Consider the following 19,409-nt stretch of genomic DNA (forward strand, 5'->3'; position numbering starts at 1 on the left):
ATACTTCATTTTTCTTTTCAATTAAAACTTGATATTCAGTCCAAGGTTCATGATTCGTTGCTGCGGGTAAAACTGTCCGCTTCCCTGACTTCCTTCCGGATCGTAATCTTTTACACCGGTCAGGGTGAACAGGTTGAATCCGCTGGCATATATTCTTAATGACGAGATTTTGATTTTGGACAAAGCCGCTTTCGGAAGCGTATAGCCCAGTTCCACGTTTTTAAGCCTTACAAACGAGGCATTGTTCAGCCAGAAATCGTTCTGGTTCAACCCGCCGTTGATCGACGACGAAGCACGGGTATCGGCGCGCGGAAAACTTCCTTCCGGGTTCGACGGGCTCCATCTGTTATCGGCCCAGCTGCTGTAAAAGTTGCCGACCTGGCCCGATTCGGGAAGTACATACTGGCTTACCATCCCTTGTCCTGAAAAAACAACGGAAAGATCAAATGCCTTGTATCCGCCATTGAAAACCACACCGTATGTAAGCAAAGGCACATTTCCGTATTCCGTTCTTACTTTGTCGTCTGCCGTGATCTTGCCGTCCTTATTGTAATCTTCCAGAATCAGGTCACCCGGCTGGGCGCCTTCCAGATGCGGGTACTGGTCCAGATCAGCCTGCGTGCGGTAAATGCCCGTTGTTTTATAAACAAGATACGTATAAAGCGGTCCGCCTGTTTCGCGCTGGTAATCCAGTGCGCCGGGCGCTTCATCTTTGAAAATGATCTTGCTTTTGGCGTAAGTGATGTTTCCCGAAATGTTATATCTGAATGTTCCGGCATGATTGTAGCCCAGCGTTGCTTCAAAGCCGCTGCTGTTCACCTTTCCAAGGTTTTCATCCGGCACCAGAGCACCGGAGCCGTGCGGGTTTACAATTCCGGAAGTGTTCGGGATCGATGCATTGCGCGCAGCCAGGATATTGGAACGTTTCTGATTAAAATAGATGACTTCAACATTGAAGTTTTTCAGGAATATGGCGTTCAGGCCGATATCCATTTTCTTGGCCGTTTCCCATGTAATGTTCGGGTTCGCCAGTTTGGTCAGGTCAATTCCAGGCGTAATAACGTTATTGCCAAGTACATACTGATTGTTGAAAGAATAGTTGTTGTAGAACTGAAACTGTCCCACGTTGTCATTACCCAGTGATCCGTAGGAAGCGCGGAATTTCAGGTCATCGATAAAACGGACCGTATTCTTGAACCAGTCTTCTTCCGAAATGCGGTACCCGGCAGAAACCGAAGGGAAAAAGCCATATTGCTTGCCTTTCGGGAAAATAGACGATCCGTCTACGCGAGCCTGTACTTCCGCCAGGTATTTTTCACTGAAATCATATGCAAAACGTCCGATAAAGCTTTTCCGGGTAAAATTGTAACTGCTTCCGGAATTGTTCTTGTCCGTTGCAGCAGCGCCGCCCTGCGAAAGTTCGGGCGTTGATACCGTCGGATAGTTGATCCTCGATGCCTCGAAAGTGATTTCATTTCTCTTGTTCTGCTCGTAAGCCACAAACGTATTGATGTTGTGCTTGCCAATGTGTTTCAGATAACTCAGCCTGATATTCTGCGTAATGTTGGTCAGGTTAATCTGCTTCTGGGCAAGTGATGCCTTGCCCGCAGAACCGCCCGTTACAACCTGCGAATAGCTGTCAGCGGTTTTGTTGTAATTATAAAGCGTATACGGAACGGAGAAAGTCTTTGTGAAATTGAACGATTTGTCTACCGAGTAAAAACCGTCCACCGACAAGCCGTCTATGAAAGGCAGGTTGTAACTCGCTCTCACAATCCCGTTGAAAATCGAAGTCGGATTGCTGCTGGTACCGCCTATATCGGTTCCCAGGACAGCCGGATTGCTGTTTTCGACACCCGTTGAGTAATTTCCGTTCGGGAAACGGTCAATGACAGTAGGGTAGGCGCGGTAAATGGAACGGAATGTATTTTCAGCGGAAGAAATCGGGAAATTTCTGTTTTCCTGCCGTCCTGACAACCCGAGGCTCACTTTGAAATCTTTTGTGATGTTGGCGTCGATATTCGAGCGGAAGTTGTATTGCTTGTATTTCGTAGCGCCGCTGCGGTAAAGCCCGTCCTGATAAATCGTTCCGAGCGAGACGTAGTATTTAACATTTTCGGTACCGCCGTTGATACCCAGATTGTGCTGGTTTTGTAGTGCAAAGTTTTTCAGCGCCACTTTTTGCCAGTCGGTATTCGGATAATTCACAGGGTCCGATCCGTTCCTGAATTTTTCAATTTCCTCAGCCGAATAATACTGGTTCATTCCGCCGTCTGGATTATTGTAATAATCGATTTCGTTCAGGATCGTTGCATAAGTTGCTGCATCGGCCAGTTTGGGCAAACGGGTAGGAGAGGAGAAGCCCTGATTGAAACTGTACGAGATAACAGGTTTTCCGGTTGTTCCGCGTTTGGTAGTTACCAGAATAACGCCGTTAGCAGCGCGGCTGCCATATACGGCTGCCGAAGCATCTTTAAGAATGGAAATGCTTTCGATATCATTCGGGTCAAGGCGATCCAGACCGCCGACCTGTCCGGGAATTCCGTCCACCACGATCAGTACGTCATTGTTGCCCGTCGAAGCAAAACCGCGTATCGTATAGCTCGACCCGTCATATCCCGGTTCGCCGCCGCGGTTGTTGGCCACAAAACCGGAAAATCGTCCAGCCAGTGAATTGGAAAGATTGGGCTGGGGACTTTTCACGATGTCGGCCCCTTTTACTTCTGACACCGAACCCGTCAGCGTTGCTTTTTTCTGCGTTCCGTATCCGACAACGACGATCTCGTTCAGCGTCTTGTCGTTTGCGGCCAGCTTGATGTCGATCTGGCTGCGGTTTGCAACGGCCACTTCCTGCGCCACATAGCCGATGTAGGTGAATACAAGCGTGCCGTTGCCGTCGGCAAGGTTAATCGCATATTTTCCGTCCACATCCGTAGTGGTACCGGTGGAGGTTCCTTTCAGGATCACACTGGCTCCGGGAAGCGTTTCGCCGTTCTCGGCGGTGATTACTCCTTTTACTGTAAATGCCTGTCCATAGGAAAATGCAGACAGCGCTGAGAGCAGCATGGTTAACAGCGCGGCCGATCTGAGTTTTCCGTAAGACAGCTGACAATATACAGCGTGTTTATGAAAAATTTTTTTCATACGTAAATGATTTTGATGGGTAAATAATGGGCTTGTGAATCAGCAATAATCCCGGGTGAGGCTCTTTTTTCTTGACAGGAGCGGCTGGACAAATGCCGATCTTGGAATAATAATCATTTCCTGAAACCGGATCCGGATTTATTAACTGACCAACCAAAAGTAGGATTATTTGAATGTTGCCGGCAGGGGGCATTTTCACATTAAAAGGGGGGTATATCAATAAAAATGCCTGATTTTATTGGAATCAGGCATTTGTAACTTAACATATTTCAATATTCTGGTGACAAACCTTCATTTTGGTTTGAAAATTTCCTTGCTGAGCGGATGTTGTCGGTGGAAAGGTTTTCTGTATTTTTTTATATATTCAGAAGGCTTCATGCCGAACAGGTTGCTGAATTGTTCCCGGAAATACTTGATGTCGTTGATGCCCACCTGTTCCGCCGTTTCCATAATCGTCATGTCGCTGCTGATCATTATTTCAGCCGCGCGCCGCAATCGGATAAACCGTATAAACCCGTTTGTAGACTGACCTGAAATGGACTTGATCCGGTTGTATAAAGTAGAATGGCTCATCCCGATTTCCGATGCCAGCACTTTGATGTTGAATTCAGGATTGGTTATGTGGCTTTCTACAATGGCAATGCAGCGCTGCAGGAATTCCTTGTACTCCGGCGAAATCTTGGTATCACCGGATTGCAGCGTGATCTCATTATAAAAATACTTCTGAAGATCGTTCCTGTTTTTCAGAATGGAAGCAACTTTGGCAATTAAAAGGTCCTTGTCAAAAGGTTTGCTGATGTAATCGTCCGCTCCGCCTTCAATCCCTTTCAGCCTTGATTCCGGCGATGAACTTGCTGTCAGCAATACAATCGGGATGTGGCTTACCGCCATGTCCTCTTTCATTTTCGAGCACATTTCTATGCCCGACATGCCGCCCATCATCACATCGCTGATGACAATGTCCGGCGCATGTTTTTTGATCTGCAGCAATCCCTGTTCGCCGCTTCCGGCCTCGATGAGCCTGTATTTTTCCTGAAACATTCCGGCCAGGTATTTGAGCATTTCGTCATCGTCGTCCACGATCAGCATGGTGGGCTTTTTCGCATTCAGTTGTTCGGTAACTGGTTTTGTATTTTCCGATTCGCTGTCCGTTTCGCCGGAAGGTACCATGTCCGGAACGGATAATTCTTCCAGGAAAACCGAGAAATGGTGCAAGTGATTTTCTTCGGCTTTGCTTAATTTCAACTCGGGGTGATTTTTCCAGAGCCGCATTTTAAAAGTGGTTCCTTCCGATGGTCGGGATGTGTACGTGAGTTCACCAAAATGGTTATGTACAAAGGTTTTTGCCAGAAAAAGACCGATGCCGAATCCGCCTTTGGATACGGCCCGCTTGTCGGGATACTGATGAAACACAGAGAAAATCTGATCGCCGGCGTCAGCAGGAATTCCTATGCCCGTATCTTCTACCCGAATCTCGATCTGCTCGCCTTTATCCGAAAGCCTGACCGTCACACGGCCATGGTCGGGTGTGAATTTAATGGCATTGGAAATGAGATTGAACAGTGCAATTTCCAGTTTTTCGATGTCCGCTGTGATTTCCAGATCTTCTTTTTCGCATACGAATTCATACTGAATATTCTTCTGTTCAGCCTGGTGCAGAAAGCATTGAAACACATCTTTGATCAGCACGGGCAGGGCGTGAACGCCCAGGTTCAGCTCGTCTTGTTTCTGGTCGGCTTTACGGAAAAGCAGCAGCTGGTCCACAAGGCTAAGCAGCCTTTTTGCATTCCGGTGAATGATATTGAGGTTTGCTGCATCCTGGTTCGGGTCATTGTTGAGTAATTCTCTTACCGGATTGATTATCAAGGTAAGCGGCGTCCGGAATTCATGCGAGATGTTGGTGAAATACGAAATCTTGCGTTCGTTCAGTTCCTTTTCCTTTTGCGTTTCAAAATGCGCCAGCTGGATTTCATATTTCAGTTTTGCCTGTCGGTCCTGGTATTTCCGGTAATAATAGATCATTGCGCCGACAGCCGTTACATAAAGCAGGTAAGCCCACCAGGTCTGGTACCAGGGAGGCAGAATGCGGATGTACAGGCTGCTGTAATCTTCAAACCAGACACCATCCTGATTGGCAGATTTTACCTTGAATTCATAATCGCCCGCGGGCAAATATCTGTAAGTGGCAGTGCGTTCATACTGCACGTAGTTCCAGTCTTTATCCAGGCCTTCGAGCTTGTAGGCAAACTGGCTTTTTTCGGGATAAGCGTAATTCAGGGCAGCATACTGGATGGAAAAAACCGACTGGTCCGGTTCCAGCGTAATTCTGGTTTTATCCCCGATTGGTTCATTGAGAAGGACTTTGCCGTTTTGTCTGCTGCCGACTTCCACTTTTTTCCCAAACAACTGAATGCCGGTAACCAATACGGAAGGCTTGTATTTGGAAGTAATGATCTGTTTTGGATAAAATAAATTCCAGCCCTCGGTTCCTCCAAAGCAGATATAGCCCTCTTTGGCATTATGCAGCACCGAGCCCGGATTAAACTGGCCTGACTGCAGTCCGTCACTTTGGTCAAAGTTTTCTATTTTATTGCTGGAAAGGTCAATCCTGGAAAGTCCCTTGTTGGTACTGACCCAGATTTTATCCGTGCTCTCCGGCTGAATTGCATTGATTACATTATTGGCCAGACCATTCTTTTCCAGATATTGTACTGCTGTTTTCCTGTTCGTATCATATATCAGAAGACCGTTTCCTTCCGATCCTACAAACAGCCTGTCGCGGGCATCGAGATACAGCGAAAATATGATCTGGTTTGACAGGTAAATGCTCTGACGCGGATTGTTGAAGAACGGGGTGAACTGCATGGTGCGGGTATCCAGATAGTTCAGGCCGCCGCCGTACGTTCCGATCCAGAGATTGCCTTTTTTGTCCTCCGTAATGGCCCTGATGTCGTTTGAGTTGATGCTGCTGTTGGACGGGATAAACCATGTAAAATTTCCTGTACGGCGATCCAGGCGCGCCAGTCCGCCGCCGTTCGTCCCCACCCAGATTGTTTTTCTGGAATCTTCAAAAATTACCCTTACATCATTGGCCGGAATGCTTTCCGGTTTTTCAGGATCGTTCAAAAATGGTGTAAATGAGTCGCTGAATGGATTGTACAGCAACAAACCTTTGGAATAAGTACCAAACCAGAGATTGCCGCCGCTGTCCCTGTATGCCGAAATGACGGCGCCGTCGGTAATGCTTCCGGGGCTGCCGTCGGCACGGTAATGTTTGAGCACCTGACCGGACGAACTGGTTTTGTAAATCCCGTCACCGTCCGTTCCCAGCCAGAGATTTCCTTCATTGTCGGCACACATGCCGTAATACCTGAGGTAAGTTTCTGCCCGGCTGTCGGTCACTTTTTTTTCAAACAGACGAAATTTTTCGGGTATGCTGCCGATCAGATACACGCCTTCGCCGTAAGTCCCCAGCCAGATATTATCGTCCTTGTCCAGATAAAGAGATTGGACCGAGCGTTGGGTAATTCCCTGATTACGGGTGTTCTTGACCTGTTCGAACAAATAATTTTCAGGGGCTGTCTGCTGTGCGGCTTTGAGGTCCAGGCTGTATACGCCGCCGTCCTGAACGCCGACCAGCAGCTTTCCCGACTGATTTTCAACCAGCGACAGATAAATATTGCTGTTATGAAAGGTGCTGATATGCAGCGTATAGAATTTGGCCTCGTTTCTCTTGTAGAAAAAAAGTCCTTTGCCCGAAGCTATCCATATGTTGTGAAAATGGTCCTCATAAATCTGGTTGATACGGCCTTTTGGAAGTAAACTGAAATCAATACCCGATTTTTTTAATTTTCTATCATTATCTATTTCAAAAAGCTCGATACCGGAGTCACGGGTCCCGAGCCAGAGCAGTCCGCGGGAATCCTCAAAAACATTCAGGATGGAATTGGTGCGTAGTCCCGGAAGCGTTTTCTGGTCATAATACCGGAATTTTTTACTTTTCTTATTGAAAGCAGCAAACCCGGAACCGTTCAGCGACACCCACAGATCACCGTTTCCTGCATGGGAAATATCACTTACATCATCCGAAATGCCGTGTTTTTGCCGGGATGGAACGTAGTGCGCAAAGTTTTCTTTTGCAGCAATAAATTCATTAAGCCCGCTGCGTGATGAAACCCAGATGGTACCATTGCGGTCTTTCAGTACAGATTTGACGTAATTTCCCGAAAGGCTGGATTTGTCTTCCGGATTGTGCCTGAACACCTTGAATGAGTAGCCGTCAAACCGGTTCAGTCCATCGCCGGTGGCAAACCACAGGAAACCCTTGTTGTCCTGGGCGATACTGTTTACGACACCAAACGAAAGGCCATTCTGAATGGAATATCTTGTTATCCGGCCCAAACCTTGTCCGTAAGTCAAACCGGGTAAAGCCAGGCCAAGTAACAAGCCGATCACGATGGTGAGTATCCCCGCATATTTTTTCTCCACGATCCTTCTTCTGTTTATCATCCCTGCAAGTCCGACCTGTAAGGATCAGTTTAATTAGGCTGCCCTGAAGTGCATTTCTAAATTCACTCCTTTACAAGAACATCGTTGTGCATTTTCAGGAAAAGTTTGACAATTTATAACATAATCCCTTTTGGTATTCACTTTCTGCAAATTGCGAGTGCCGCAAGACCCGAGACAGGCCCTCGTATACAATCCTATCAAAGCAGGCATTTGATCCAAGTGCCTGCTTTGATCATCATCTGCGTTTATACAAGTTCGTCGAGGTCGATTATTTTTCCGGCTCGTACCTGTTCCAGAAAATAAGTATCATGTGACACAATCAGCAGCGCTCCCTGGTATTCATTAACCGCGCTGGTCAGGATTTCAATATTCTGCATGTCGAGGTTGTTCGTGGGTTCATCCAGTATGATCATGTCCGGCGCCTGGTTGCCAATGGTGAGTGTACAAAGCATCAATCGCATTTTTTCACCGCCACTAAGTGCAGAGCAGGGTTTGTCCCAGTATTCCCTGGTAAATAAAAACCGGTTCAGGCGCGTTCTGATTTCATGTTCCTGCAATGCAGTCGTATTGCATCGTTGAGCCTGCTCATAAACGCTCAGATGATTGTCAATCCCTGAATAATCCTGATCGATGTAAATGGCTCTGAAGTCCGCGCGTTCCAGGGTTCCTGTAACCGGTAAGATATCGCCCAGAATCATTTTGATCAAGGTGGTCTTTCCGGTTCCGTTGAGTCCTTTTATCACCATCCGGTCACCGCTCAGGATCTGAAAGTTCAGGAGTTTTCTCCAAAGTAAATGTTCAAAGCCTGCATTCAGATTTTCTGCGGTCACCAGGATTTTTCCTTTGTGCAGGGCGGAATTGTCGAGATCCAGTTTCATTTTCCCGGTATCAGGAAGCTGGCTGCGCAACTGACCGAGATCTCTGGCTATGGCTTCTGTCTTTTCCGCATGAACACCCTTGATTCTTGAGGTACTTTTCTCGGCATTGTTTTTCAAAGTGTTCATTACAATGGTTGGCAGGCCGGCTTTTTCCTGCTTTTTCCTGCCACGGGCATCCAGTTTTTGTTGTCGCTGCATGGTTTCACGTTCCGTTTCCCGGGCTCTGCGCAAAGCTTTTTCCGTACTTTTCAGGTCCTGGTTTAAAGCGTCACTTTCAATGGCTTTTTGACCGGCATAAAAATCATAATTGCCCCCATAAACCGAAATGCCGCGTTTGTCAAGCTCGAAAACGATATGCAGCAGATTAAGCAAGGTGCGGTCATGGCTTACCACCAGCAGTGCATCCGGAGTGGATGTAATGTAATCATACAATATGTTCCTTCCTTGCCGGTCCAGATGATTGCTGGGTTCATCCAGCAGCACCATTTCAGGATTATGGATCATAATGCCTGACAGGAAAACCCTGGTTTTTTGCCCGCCGCTCAATGTTTCCATACGCTGGTTCAGGTCCAGCCCATCCAGTTTCCAGTGCGCCAGCGCCTGCTCGCAACGCTCCTGAATTGCCCAGTCATCCGCCAGCAATGAAAGGTTTGAATCCGTAAGTTCACCTTCCAGTATGGCTTTCAGTGCATTCAGTTTGTCGGAAACGCACAGTGCCTGTGCAACGGTGTAATCGTTAAACTGCCCAAAAAGCTGCGGTACATAATAAGGCTTTGAACCGGCGATTACCCTTCCTTCTGTTGGTACTAACGCTCCGGCCAGTATCTTCAAAAGAGTGGATTTGCCCGTACCGTTGTGGCCTACAAGCGCAATTTTATCCTGCCTGTTGACAGCAAGGTTTATATCAGAGAATAAAAGGTCACGGTTCGGATGTGCGTAAGCGACATCTTGAAGAAAAAGCATGATTTCTTTCTTTTGTTAGCGTAAATGAATAGGGCTGCCGCAGTTGGTGGCGCCATTTGATTTTTCCAGAAAGAAAGATGCTCTTACATGAAGCTTGCAATGGTTTGAGAGTGCAAAGATAAATAAAATGCCAATATTACGAGCAGGATGCTTTTTGCATTTGAAATTCAACGGAAGTTACGCAACTTATCCGGCACATTGTAAATTCGGGTCCATACGGTTTGGAATGAATATGAAGAATCGGATTATTCCATGGCTTAACAGCAAATCAAACCGGAATGCTGCCGTTAATGAAAAGCCGACCGGAATTGCAGCGGTGCGGATGCTCCGGTTTGATGTTTCATAAATTTGTCAATTGGTAAATGAACAATGCAACATTCGGGAATCTGCATTGTTCAGCTGTAACCGGATCAAGGACATTCGTAGCCAAAATAAAACAAACGCCATGCCTGTTTTGTTCGTGTGGAAAGCTTTTAGTCAGCACTTTATCCCGAACATGTGTATAGGAAAATTCCATTTACAGTTCTTGAAGTTAATGGGACAGACTTGTTGTCAATTCAAGAACGATGCATGGCAGTTGTTTATCAAGAGACCGTTTTACAATGAAGATCCAGCTTTCAGGACAAATTTTATTGTTATATCAAAGGAGTAAAAGTAAAAGACCACCCAAAGAAAAATGGATGCTGGCAAACCGGAAAAATCAGTAAAGTTGCCGGGCTTGTAATCTGAAGATTCGGAAACCTGTTAAAAGCAAAAACGGAACTTTTGACGATTTTCAGTCTAAGTTCCGTTTCGTACCCGGAGCCGGAGTACCATACTTTTTTAACTGCTTTTAACAAGGTTTAATCATCTATATATCAGTATATTTGAGTATTGTAGGGTTTTTGGTAGGGGGCTTAGCATTGGTTTCATCTACTTTTGATTTACATTTAGCCACCCTTTTGACCACCCTTTAACTACACTTAACTGGTTTTAATAGAGATGAAAGTAAGTTTTGAGCTTAGAAAAGAAAAAGTTAGTTCAAGTGGATTAATACCTGTGCAGTTTGTTCTGCGGGCTGATAGCGTCCGAATCCGGCGTAATGTAGGTGTATCGGTTCAAGAAAAATATTGGGACGGATCCAGGGTTAAACCAAACCTTAAAAAAGAACCGAGCAATAACTATCATCACATCAATGATGAATTGCAGAAAGTAGAGGAGAGGATAAATGATATCTTTTTCTTTTTCCGAGCAAACAAACTACCATTCTCAAAGGAGCTGTTCCTGAGTAAGTTCGACAGTGAGGTTGAAATTAAAGCAGTTACGATTGAGTTCTTCGAATGCTTTCGTGAGTTTATTGATGGTGGAAAGCTTACCAAAACCTATAATACCGTAAAGGCGCAAACCTCAGTAATGAATTTCTTGAAGCAGTTTGAAACGGATTTCGCATCGAAAATTTTGTTTGATTCCATTAATGACGTCTTTTTTGAAGAGCTTTCAAGATACGCTATTAAAGAGAGGAAAATCAAAAACAACTATTTCGCAAAAATAGTAGCGGTTATGAAAAGCATGCTCAGGTGGAGCATCAAGAAGGGCTATAACGGGAATCGGAATTTTGAGGATTTTCGGGCTTCGGAACATGATGTAGACATCGTTTACCTTACTTTCGAGGAGCTGATGTGCTTGTACAATCATGATTTTGAAAATAATAGACTGGCACATGTGCGTGACTTTTACTGCATGGGATGTTTCACCGGATTAAGATTTTCAGACCTATCCAAGCTGCATTTAGCAAATATCAGTGATGAGCACATTGTGATATCTATTCAAAAGACAAAAACTCAAAATCACGCTATCAAGCTGAATAGATATGCCAAGGCAATCCTTGAGAAGTATAAAAATACTGTTTATGAGCCCTTGCCCACTATATCCTCTCAGAAATTCAATGATTATATTAAGGAGTGTTGCGAGTTAGCAGGTATTGACCAGCAATTCACTGCACACTGGTTTGTTGGGGTGGAGAAGAAATCAATCACGCAGCCCAAGTACAAATTTATTACCAGTCATACTGCCCGTAAAACTTTTATTACGAACTCTTTACTTCTAGGTATGGAGCCGAAAGCGATCAAGAAGATTGCAAACATCAAGAGAGATGCGGTTCTAGATAAATATATGAAAGTCACAGAAGCATTTACTGATTCTCAAATGGACAACGCATGGAAATGACGAGTTACATTGTGATAGGAATAGCAGTGACAGTGCTGACTTTTTTTGTACAAAAATATTTTATGTATTTGAGCAGAGGTGTTTTTGAGATTGAATCTCAGAAAATCATGAACTTCTTGTTCTTTCGTTCCTTTGGTTGGTTTCGTTACAGTTTTCCTGGATTTAACATTCTTGTTAATGTTTTTGTCGTATATAGCCTCCTGAATATCAGCGCAAACTGGGTAACAATTTGTTTTTCTGCGGGTCTGTTTTGTTGTTCTATCATATTATCGTATAAATTACACTTAGTGATCAGTGCAGATAAGGACTTCTTCCTATTTTATAAATACTCATCGAGTATTAGATATTATAATTCACTTACAGAAGCTGAGCGCAGAGAGGTCTACGGAGTTGTTTTACGAAGGCTTAGTAAGCTAGATATTAGACATTTAGGGCAGGGTGGGCTCGTTGACTTTTTTCAGGAAAATTATATCGCCAGGCTTGGTTTAGCAATAAGTTTTGAAAGGTTCGATTATTGGTTGGAAAACTCAGAATCTCGGCACTATACTGGAACGCTCTTCTATTCAAAATTCAGAAAGAACATTTACTCTGAGCTGCGTGAAATACAATTATTGAATGAGGCGGTTGATCTTCATGATTATCATCTTTCTCTTTTAGTATCCACACTATTAAAACCCAGCTCTATTAAATTCGATGACAACTTTGGATTGCATTATGAATCTAGTTTGGTAAGTGATCAATTCAGTAAAATAGTAGCCTTAAACCGGCAAGAAAGTGCATCTAAAATCTTGGATGATAGGTTATGTGAAATAGAGCGTCGCCTACAAAGCATCGCCCAAAATAGTAACCGTGCCTTGAAGATTTCCGACGTAAAGGAGTATGTGGAAAATTCCGTTAAAACAAATCAGTCCAATCAGGATTTGACAATTTTCGTTGAAAGGTTGGACGAGATCTTGGAAGACATTAGAATGATTAAACTGAATAGCGCTACTGAGGAGAATCTGGTAGAGTTGAATCGATCAATCTCTGATTTGATCAATGAACCTTCTAGGCGCCAGAATTTTGCGACAGCCGAAGAACTCCGCAAAGTAGAGGCAGGTATTAGTAATCTACTTGAAGGAAAGCTGGATGTTCTAGCTCAAAAGAATGATAAGATCGAAAAATTATTGTACACTCTTACTCCCAGGATTATTTGTGAAATAGACGAGTGTAAGAAAGAGAATATTTCTGAATACCTTATCACGCAGTTGGAGAGTGACAAAATCGTGGTGCTCAAAAGCAATAATATATCTGATATCCGAAAACTAGTTAATGACCACTTTGTTGAAAAAGGCAGTAAAAAATATAACATGCCAACCGGCCCGTATAAGGATGAGGAATTTTTCAAAAACAATAGGGATAGCATTTATACAGCCTTTGCAGCACTATCCAATGAATTTAAGTCAATCACTAAGACAAAACTGGCCGAAATTCTTTTCCACGCACTTCCAAATTCCTTTAATTCTGAAAAGACAATTAAAAATGGTTTAAGTAAATGGGATAACAAAAACCATTGATTATTAATTTAAATGCTGATTTCCAAGGTTTTAGTTCGCCACTTTGGGTCCCAAGTCAAATCTGACTGGTTTCACTAGAAATTTGCATTGATCATTAAGGTCATGCATGTTTCATTTAAACCAGTTAAAAATCATGTCAGTCCAACTTTATTCCCACGCTAAGGGAGACTTAGAAAAGGCCGTTGAAATCATCCTTCAAAAGGCAAACAGCTTATCGCTTGTAAAAGAAAAAAAATCAGCGGAAGAACTTGATGAACTGATCCCACAGGCGGAGGCAGCAAAAGTTATGCAGATTTCTGTCGCTACCATTATAGAGTGGCGCAAGCATAAAGCCTTACCGCATTATAACTTTAACGGTAGATACCTTTATTCAAAGGCAGAGTTACTCGAATATGGGAGAAAACGGGGTCAAAAAAAAGCGTAACCACCGCCATGGTTACGCCAGATAATCTTTTTTCTAACAACTCTGTGTAACGAAGTTACGGAGTTAAAATCACATTTTTCTAATGAATGATGAAATTCCATATGTAAGGGTAGGTATAAACTACTACCGAGAAATACGACGGCCGTCCATAGCAGGGGAGACACTGGCAACTTTGGTCAAGTGGTCAAGGGATACAATCGTACACGATCATAAAAAGTCTTATCTCCTAAAGGTCCCCAAGTATCTTGGATTTTGCTGTATCCCAAACCATACCGATTACCAAAAGGTTATTGGCGATTTTTATAATACGTATAGTCAAATAGGTTACCTTCCAACTAGTGAAGAGTTGACGCTTTCAGATCTGATGCAGCGATGCAGTTTATCGTTGACTTTCGTCCGACATATCTTCGGGTCGCAGTTTGAACTTGGTTTAGACTATCTGAAGGTTCTGTTTTTGTTTCCGACTCAAACGTTGCCAATTGTGTGTCTGGTTAGTAAAGAGAGATCTACTGGGAAATCCACCTTTTTAAAGTGGTTAAAAGAAATATTTGGCTTAAATATGACTTACATAAAAGGGGATTCGTTTGCAAGTCAGTTCAATAGCGATTGGGCTTCGATGCTCCTGGTGGCGATTGATGAAGTTTTTTTCGATAAAAAGGAGATAACTGAAAGACTGAAATACCTGAGCACTACCAACAAAGATAAGCTTGAACAAAAAGGAAAGGATAGAGAGGAAATTGACTTTTTCGCCAAGTTTATACTCTGTTCAAACAACGAAGACAATTTTATCCAGATTGATGAAGAAGAGATTCGTTTTTGGATTCTTAAGATTAGTTCAATTAAGGAAGAGAACACAAATTTTTTGAATGGGTTGATTCAGGAAATTCCATATTTCCTTCGACTTCTTATGGACCGGCCTTTTTTGAGACAGAATTCAAGCAGAATGTGGTTTAAGAAAGAGGACCTTAAAACTACGGCCTTAAAAAGACTCCTTTGGAAAAACAATAACAGGTTGGAGGCCAAGCTTATTGAGCTTTTCTTTGAACTATTTGAACAGACCGACGAGCAAGCAGTTTCAGTGATTCCTCAGGATGTCTTCCAAATGGTTAATAGGCTCCATAAATCGGGATTTTGCTCTATAAATGATATTCGAAAAGTGCTCAAAGATGTCTGGAAAATCGAACCTCAGAAGAATTCGCTTACGTACGTGCGTTACACTGTTGATCATGCTGGGGGCTTTTATTCTGGAAGCGCAATAGGCCGTTATTTTTCAATAAACCGCTCATTTATCTTAGAAAAATTTGATGAATTGATGAGATAGGACGTAAGCTGGATAAAATCAATGAGTTACCTCTCATCAAAGTGCTCATCAAATTTGATCCATCGCACTTTTTGATGAGCGTTTGATGAGGCCAAATAGTGACTTTAATGATTTGATGAGTGCTTGATGAGCGTTTGATGAAGGGTAAATCTTCTAATAACGACCCAGTTAAATGCAATTCTCATCAATTCATCAAAAAAGCAAGAAATTTCAACCTTACCAAAAATGACATGAATTGCAAGCAAGCCAACGCTGTCCCGATAAGCATTATTATGGAAAGCTTCTCTCTTTTTCCAAGCAAACAGAATCGTAAGTCAGCATTCTATTTTGCATTGGATCGGGAAGAAAGGACTCCTAGTTTATTGGTCGACTATTCTAATAATACCGCATTTGATTTTGGCACCGGGAAAAAGTACGATGTCATTAGTATCGTTCAATTGATAAAACGGTGCAGTGTAGCAGAAGCCCTGAGTTTTATATCCTTGAATAACTTTTCTCAAACCTTCTCAACACCCGGTTGGGATGTCGCAGCAGACACAAATTGTATAGATGCAGTTACGGACGTAAAGCATCCTGCACTGATAGATTATTTAACCAGGCGAAAGCTCAATACGGAGATAGGGGAGCTTGTTGAAATTCGCTATTGCAATTTGGGGAAAACCTTCTTTGGAGTGGGATTTAAAAATGATTCAGGCGGCTATGAAATTTCGAATGCATTGAAGTTTAAGCGGTGCTTGGGGCGAAAGGACATTACCAGCATTTGCAATGCACAAAGCATCCTCCGGATGTTTGAAAGCTGGTCTGACTACTTATCGTTCAAGGTAATTAACAATAGTTCGAATCATGGAGATGCTGATTATGTAGTGCTTAACTCAGTGTCGATGATCCAAAGGTTTGCAAGAAATCCTATGGGCTATGCAAGTGTCGAACTTTTTTTTGACAATGATGACGCAGGTGATAGGGCAACAGAACTACTTAAACAGCAATTTACAATGGCACAAGACCAGAGATTCCTATACTCTGATCACAAGGATTTAAATGAATTCCTGAAAAGTAGAAAGTGAATAGCAGTAAGAGAGTAAACGAGAGAGCGGGTCAGCCAATTAGCATATCAAAAACAGAACAATGGACAAAAAGTTATTAAAAGAGCTATATCAGCGTGGAGACCGGAAAAGGAAGATTGCGTTGTTCAGTGTATACTCCGAGTGGATCTTAATGGATACATCGCTGAAATTTATCCGAGATCGGATTAACAAAGATTTGGGTTTTGATTTGGTTACCGAGCGGGAAATCAAATATGCGAGGCACCACTTTAAAACCCGAATTAACAAGCCATCAAAGCCAAACTTAGTTAATCATCCCAAAGCTTTCGAAAGCTTCGACCATACTCCAACAACCGAAAGTATTTCCTGGACGAACCCAGATGAAGTAGGCAGCAATCAAAATAGTTTAAAAACTAAATTTTCCCAATGATCATGAAACAAGTACATTTTATCATGCAGAGCAAAGGTGGAGTAGGCAAAAGCCTGCTAGCAGCTTTAATCGGCTTAAAAAGTCAAAATTCAGAATCCACGGCTTTCGTTGACCTGGATTGCAGCACCAAGTCCTCGATGAGACAACTGAAATTTCTGGGAGGAAACAGACTTGAGGCTGTTTCTCTTCTTAATGAAAAGGAGGTTTTGGTGCGGGATAATTTAGTATCATATCTCGAGAGCCTAGTAAACACACCGTTTGAAGAAATCATCTTTGATTTTGGAGCGCCTGAGTCAGAGCAGTTTCCTGCATTGATCGAAAGAGATTTGCCATTTGAGGAATTTATGGACATGCTTCAAATGAAAGTTAACTATCATATTGTTATTGGTGGTGGAAGCGCTTATATCCCTTCAGTCCAGTTTCTGCAGAACCTTTACCGGATCGTTGACAATAAAACATCCCTCACGGTATGGGCATCAATCACAACTTTTAATCACCAACCAATGCTCCTAAAAGAGTTGCAGCAGAACTGTGATAAGTTGGGTCTGAAATTATGCAAGTTTGGAGATTTTGACCCTCAAAGCCATTTGGGAGGACAGATTCTGGATTCTATACGACTGGGTATTCCTCTTGAAGAGTATAGCCCTGGATCGAAACTCCGAATGCGGAAAGAACTCACTGAAAACATTAATTTTTAGGATCGATGCAAGAGGTTAACCAAGAGTATCTCAACCGGATTAAAGGTCGGTATACGGAAAAATATGCCACTGTCATGGATGACTGGACTGCAATCATTTTGCACGAGGTGAACGAAGCGGTTACACTATTACGACAGGAAAACAGCTCAAAACTTTCTGAAAGTATTCAGGAAATCAGCGCTGCTTCTGAAAAAATTACAGGTCAGGTACATCAGGTCCGTTTTGATAACAAACAAGAGGCTTTTTTCTATGGATTGGGCAACCACTTACTTTATGGATTGACCGGCATTCTCGGTATCTGTTCAATTATCTGGATATACACCACCGAAAAAGATTTTTCTGAAAGGAGAGAGTTTGTTAATCAACACCCTTCCATCGAGAAATTTAAAAACATTTATCTGAATGGTAAGACTATCAGCCAAAATGGATATGAGTTTCTTGTAGTTGAACCAATCGAAGGAGATAAAGTGGAATTTGCTCGTAACTATCTGTATGACAAGAAGAACAATCGTGTATTGATCCCAATTAGACGAGAATGAAACCAATTAAACCGGTTTAAACCTAATTGATCCCGGTTGAACCATCCTATGCAAATGGTTTAAAAGCAAGCTATCGCCTGTACGTCGCGAAAAGCGAGCGTACCGGCGAGAACTTGTTGGGGAAACCCCAAACCCCAATATTCGCTTAAGCTCATATTTAAAAAAAGGAAATGGAAAAGATAAAAGGAAGACCATCATTGCCCTCTAAAAGGAAAAAGAGACTTCATTATTCTGTATGGTTAAATGAAGAACAAAAACAGAAGATTGATGAACGTATTTCAAAAAGTAATCTTTCTGCCAGTCAATATATCTTGGCGCAGCTTGAACTTGTACCAGTGAAATTACCAGCCCGCCGGGACATTCCGGATCACATTTCACGGCAGATAATTAACCTGGAAAAACTATCAGGTATCCTTGCTTTTTATGCACATCGGACAAAAGACAAGCAGTTGATTACTTCCGAATGGATGAAGAGTTCTCAGGTAATTAGACGACTATCTGAACTGGTTTCAAAGTGGCTCTTCGAACAATTCGAAATACCAGCACTAAGGAATTTTTTCGAGACCAACATCCATTCATTTGAGAAATTACTTCATTTGATTGGATCAGGGGAGGACACCGAAGAGCAAAGAATTTACCTTTCCGAAGTTTATAAACTCTACAAGATAAATGAGCTGACCTTTGGGAAGTACAAAAGCTATTATAGTCGCTTGGATCACGATCTGTCCATATTTCAAACGTACAAAGTCACGGTAGTTGAAGATGTTCATGCAGAAATTCAGAATGAGATCAAGCAAATTCTGCAATCCTTATGATTGGTAAAGCTGGATTGGGCAACTACGCAAAAGGAATTTTAGAGTACTGCTACTATGAAAAAAACAATCTTTCAGAACGCAAACGGGAGACGTTAACCATCAATGATGTCCGTGGTGAACTGGTTTATATTCAAAATCTCGGAATTGATTTCAAACCGGATGGGAGATTGAACATTGATTATCTGTCCAAGCAATTTGTTCATAACCAAAACCATAACAAAAATCTTAGCAAGTTCGTGTGGCACCAGACGTTCAGCTTTTCCCCTGAAGAGAAGGTCAAAACGGAAACGGTGCGGAGTATTTGTGAACGGTTTTCGGAAGAATTCGGGTTCGGGAATAATCAAATGATTGCTTTTATCCACCGAGATACTGCTCACCAGCATTTTCACATTGTAGCAAACCGGATTGCCGCTAGCGGAAAGAATACGGCAGATCATTTTAACAACTATCGCCGTACCGGAGATTTTTGCCGGAAGATTGAACTCGAAATGGGGTTAAGCATCACGCCAGAAATGAAGCAGCGCGGTAAAAAGGAAAAGTTAATTATGGGAATTGATTTTAAAGCTGAGCTTTTGCTGAAACTACCACAGGTGGTGAAAGAGTCTAAACATTTCAGCGAGTTTACTGCACGTATGAAAAAACAAGGAGTTAAATGTGACATTGGCCGGGGTTTGACATTCATTCATGGCCAGACAAACCAACGGATCAAGGGGTCTGACATATCAAGAGAATACAGTTTACAAAATCTAAAAAATCAGTTTGCACTTTTGAATACGGCAGTTGAAAAGGTCAAGTCTGTCAAGAAAGGATTGTCGTTATAAAAACTATCAATTTAATATTTAATAGTTAAGATATGAGGTTTGGTTCGATGGGGTACGATGATT

13 protein-coding genes are annotated in these 19,409 nt (G+C 42.8%); 10 read left to right on the forward strand and 3 right to left on the reverse strand.

Going from position 1 to position 19,409, the window contains the following annotated elements; genetic code table 11:
• Positions 1–21 precede the first annotated feature (21 nt).
• The 3 genes from FEM33_RS20230 to FEM33_RS20240 form a co-directional block, all read right to left on the reverse strand.
• The gene (locus tag FEM33_RS20230) at positions 22–3,144 is read right to left on the reverse strand and encodes a SusC/RagA family TonB-linked outer membrane protein (RefSeq protein ID WP_139013809.1); all 3,123 of its coding nucleotides are present in this window, start codon (positions 3,142–3,144) and stop codon (positions 22–24) included.
• A gap of 291 nt (positions 3,145–3,435) precedes the next feature.
• Positions 3,436–7,653: a hybrid sensor histidine kinase/response regulator transcription factor gene (locus FEM33_RS20235; RefSeq protein ID WP_139013810.1), complete on the reverse strand. Its 4,218-nt coding sequence runs from the start codon at positions 7,651–7,653 to the stop codon at positions 3,436–3,438.
• 245 nt (positions 7,654–7,898) lie between these two features.
• Entirely contained in the window at positions 7,899–9,494 is a 1,596-nt protein-coding gene (locus tag FEM33_RS20240; protein WP_139013811.1) for an ABC-F family ATP-binding cassette domain-containing protein, read from the reverse strand.
• A 981-nt stretch (positions 9,495–10,475) separates the two neighbouring features.
• On the opposite strand from FEM33_RS20240, the gene FEM33_RS20245 reads away from it, so the two are divergent.
• From FEM33_RS20245 to FEM33_RS20290, 10 genes are all read left to right on the forward strand, one after another.
• Positions 10,476–11,699: a site-specific integrase gene (locus tag FEM33_RS20245; RefSeq protein WP_139013812.1), complete on the forward strand. Its 1,224-nt coding sequence runs from the start codon at positions 10,476–10,478 to the stop codon at positions 11,697–11,699.
• Positions 11,690–13,255 (forward strand): hypothetical protein, encoded by a 1,566-nt coding sequence (locus tag FEM33_RS20250; RefSeq protein WP_139013813.1) that lies wholly within the window; start codon positions 11,690–11,692, stop codon positions 13,253–13,255. The genes FEM33_RS20245 and FEM33_RS20250 overlap by 10 nt, the downstream gene beginning before the upstream one ends.
• A 133-nt stretch (positions 13,256–13,388) precedes the next feature.
• Positions 13,389–13,679 (forward strand): helix-turn-helix domain-containing protein, encoded by a 291-nt coding sequence (locus tag FEM33_RS20255; RefSeq protein ID WP_161597200.1) that lies wholly within the window; start codon positions 13,389–13,391, stop codon positions 13,677–13,679.
• Positions 13,680–13,761: 82 nt separating this feature from the next.
• Positions 13,762–15,000 carry a primase-helicase family protein gene (locus FEM33_RS20260; protein ID WP_139013815.1) on the forward strand — a complete coding sequence of 413 codons (1,239 nt, stop codon included), beginning with the start codon at positions 13,762–13,764 and terminating at the stop codon, positions 14,998–15,000.
• Between the two features lie 119 nt (positions 15,001–15,119).
• A complete protein-coding gene (locus FEM33_RS20265) occupies positions 15,120–16,064 on the forward strand; it encodes a DUF8464 domain-containing protein (RefSeq protein WP_201747811.1) in 945 nt (314 codons plus the stop codon).
• Positions 16,065–16,125: 61 nt separating this feature from the next.
• Positions 16,126–16,473, forward strand: a complete 348-nt coding sequence (locus FEM33_RS20270; protein WP_139013816.1) for a hypothetical protein — start codon at positions 16,126–16,128, stop codon at positions 16,471–16,473.
• A gap of 2 nt (positions 16,474–16,475) precedes the next feature.
• Positions 16,476–17,171: a P-loop NTPase family protein gene (locus FEM33_RS20275; protein ID WP_201747812.1), complete on the forward strand. Its 696-nt coding sequence runs from the start codon at positions 16,476–16,478 to the stop codon at positions 17,169–17,171.
• Between the two features lie 5 nt (positions 17,172–17,176).
• On the forward strand, positions 17,177–17,710 hold the full coding sequence (locus FEM33_RS20280) for a hypothetical protein (protein WP_139013817.1): 534 nt from the start codon (positions 17,177–17,179) through the stop codon (positions 17,708–17,710).
• A 170-nt stretch (positions 17,711–17,880) separates the two neighbouring features.
• Complete coding sequence (locus FEM33_RS20285) at positions 17,881–18,525, forward strand: hypothetical protein (RefSeq protein WP_139013818.1); 645 nt, start codon at positions 17,881–17,883, stop codon at positions 18,523–18,525.
• Positions 18,522–19,346, forward strand: coding sequence for a relaxase/mobilization nuclease domain-containing protein (locus tag FEM33_RS20290; RefSeq protein WP_139013819.1), 825 nt, complete (start codon positions 18,522–18,524; stop codon positions 19,344–19,346). The genes FEM33_RS20285 and FEM33_RS20290 overlap by 4 nt, the downstream gene beginning before the upstream one ends.
• The last annotated feature ends 63 nt before the right edge of the window (positions 19,347–19,409 follow it).

The sequence above is a fragment of the Dyadobacter flavalbus genome (assembly GCF_006149045.1).
GTDB lineage: Bacteria > Bacteroidota > Bacteroidia > Cytophagales > Spirosomataceae > Dyadobacter > Dyadobacter flavalbus.

Excerpts from the sequence above, each read along its gene's own strand:
- FEM33_RS20230 (WP_139013809.1), bottom strand. The coding sequence starts at position 3,144 with ATGAAAAAAATTTTTCATAAACACGCTGTATATTGTCAGCTGTCTTAC.
- FEM33_RS20235 (WP_139013810.1), bottom strand. The coding sequence starts at position 7,653 with ATGATAAACAGAAGAAGGATCGTGGAGAAAAAATATGCGGGGATACTC.
- FEM33_RS20240 (WP_139013811.1), bottom strand. The coding sequence starts at position 9,494 with ATGCTTTTTCTTCAAGATGTCGCTTACGCACATCCGAACCGTGACCTT.
- FEM33_RS20245 (WP_139013812.1), top strand. The coding sequence starts at position 10,476 with ATGAAAGTAAGTTTTGAGCTTAGAAAAGAAAAAGTTAGTTCAAGTGGA.
- FEM33_RS20250 (WP_139013813.1), top strand. The coding sequence starts at position 11,690 with ATGGAAATGACGAGTTACATTGTGATAGGAATAGCAGTGACAGTGCTG.
- FEM33_RS20255 (WP_161597200.1), top strand. The coding sequence starts at position 13,389 with ATGTCAGTCCAACTTTATTCCCACGCTAAGGGAGACTTAGAAAAGGCC.
- FEM33_RS20260 (WP_139013815.1), top strand. The coding sequence starts at position 13,762 with ATGAATGATGAAATTCCATATGTAAGGGTAGGTATAAACTACTACCGA.
- FEM33_RS20270 (WP_139013816.1), top strand. The coding sequence starts at position 16,126 with ATGGACAAAAAGTTATTAAAAGAGCTATATCAGCGTGGAGACCGGAAA.
- FEM33_RS20275 (WP_201747812.1), top strand. The coding sequence starts at position 16,476 with ATGAAACAAGTACATTTTATCATGCAGAGCAAAGGTGGAGTAGGCAAA.
- FEM33_RS20280 (WP_139013817.1), top strand. The coding sequence starts at position 17,177 with ATGCAAGAGGTTAACCAAGAGTATCTCAACCGGATTAAAGGTCGGTAT.
- FEM33_RS20285 (WP_139013818.1), top strand. The coding sequence starts at position 17,881 with ATGGAAAAGATAAAAGGAAGACCATCATTGCCCTCTAAAAGGAAAAAG.
- FEM33_RS20290 (WP_139013819.1), top strand. The coding sequence starts at position 18,522 with ATGATTGGTAAAGCTGGATTGGGCAACTACGCAAAAGGAATTTTAGAG.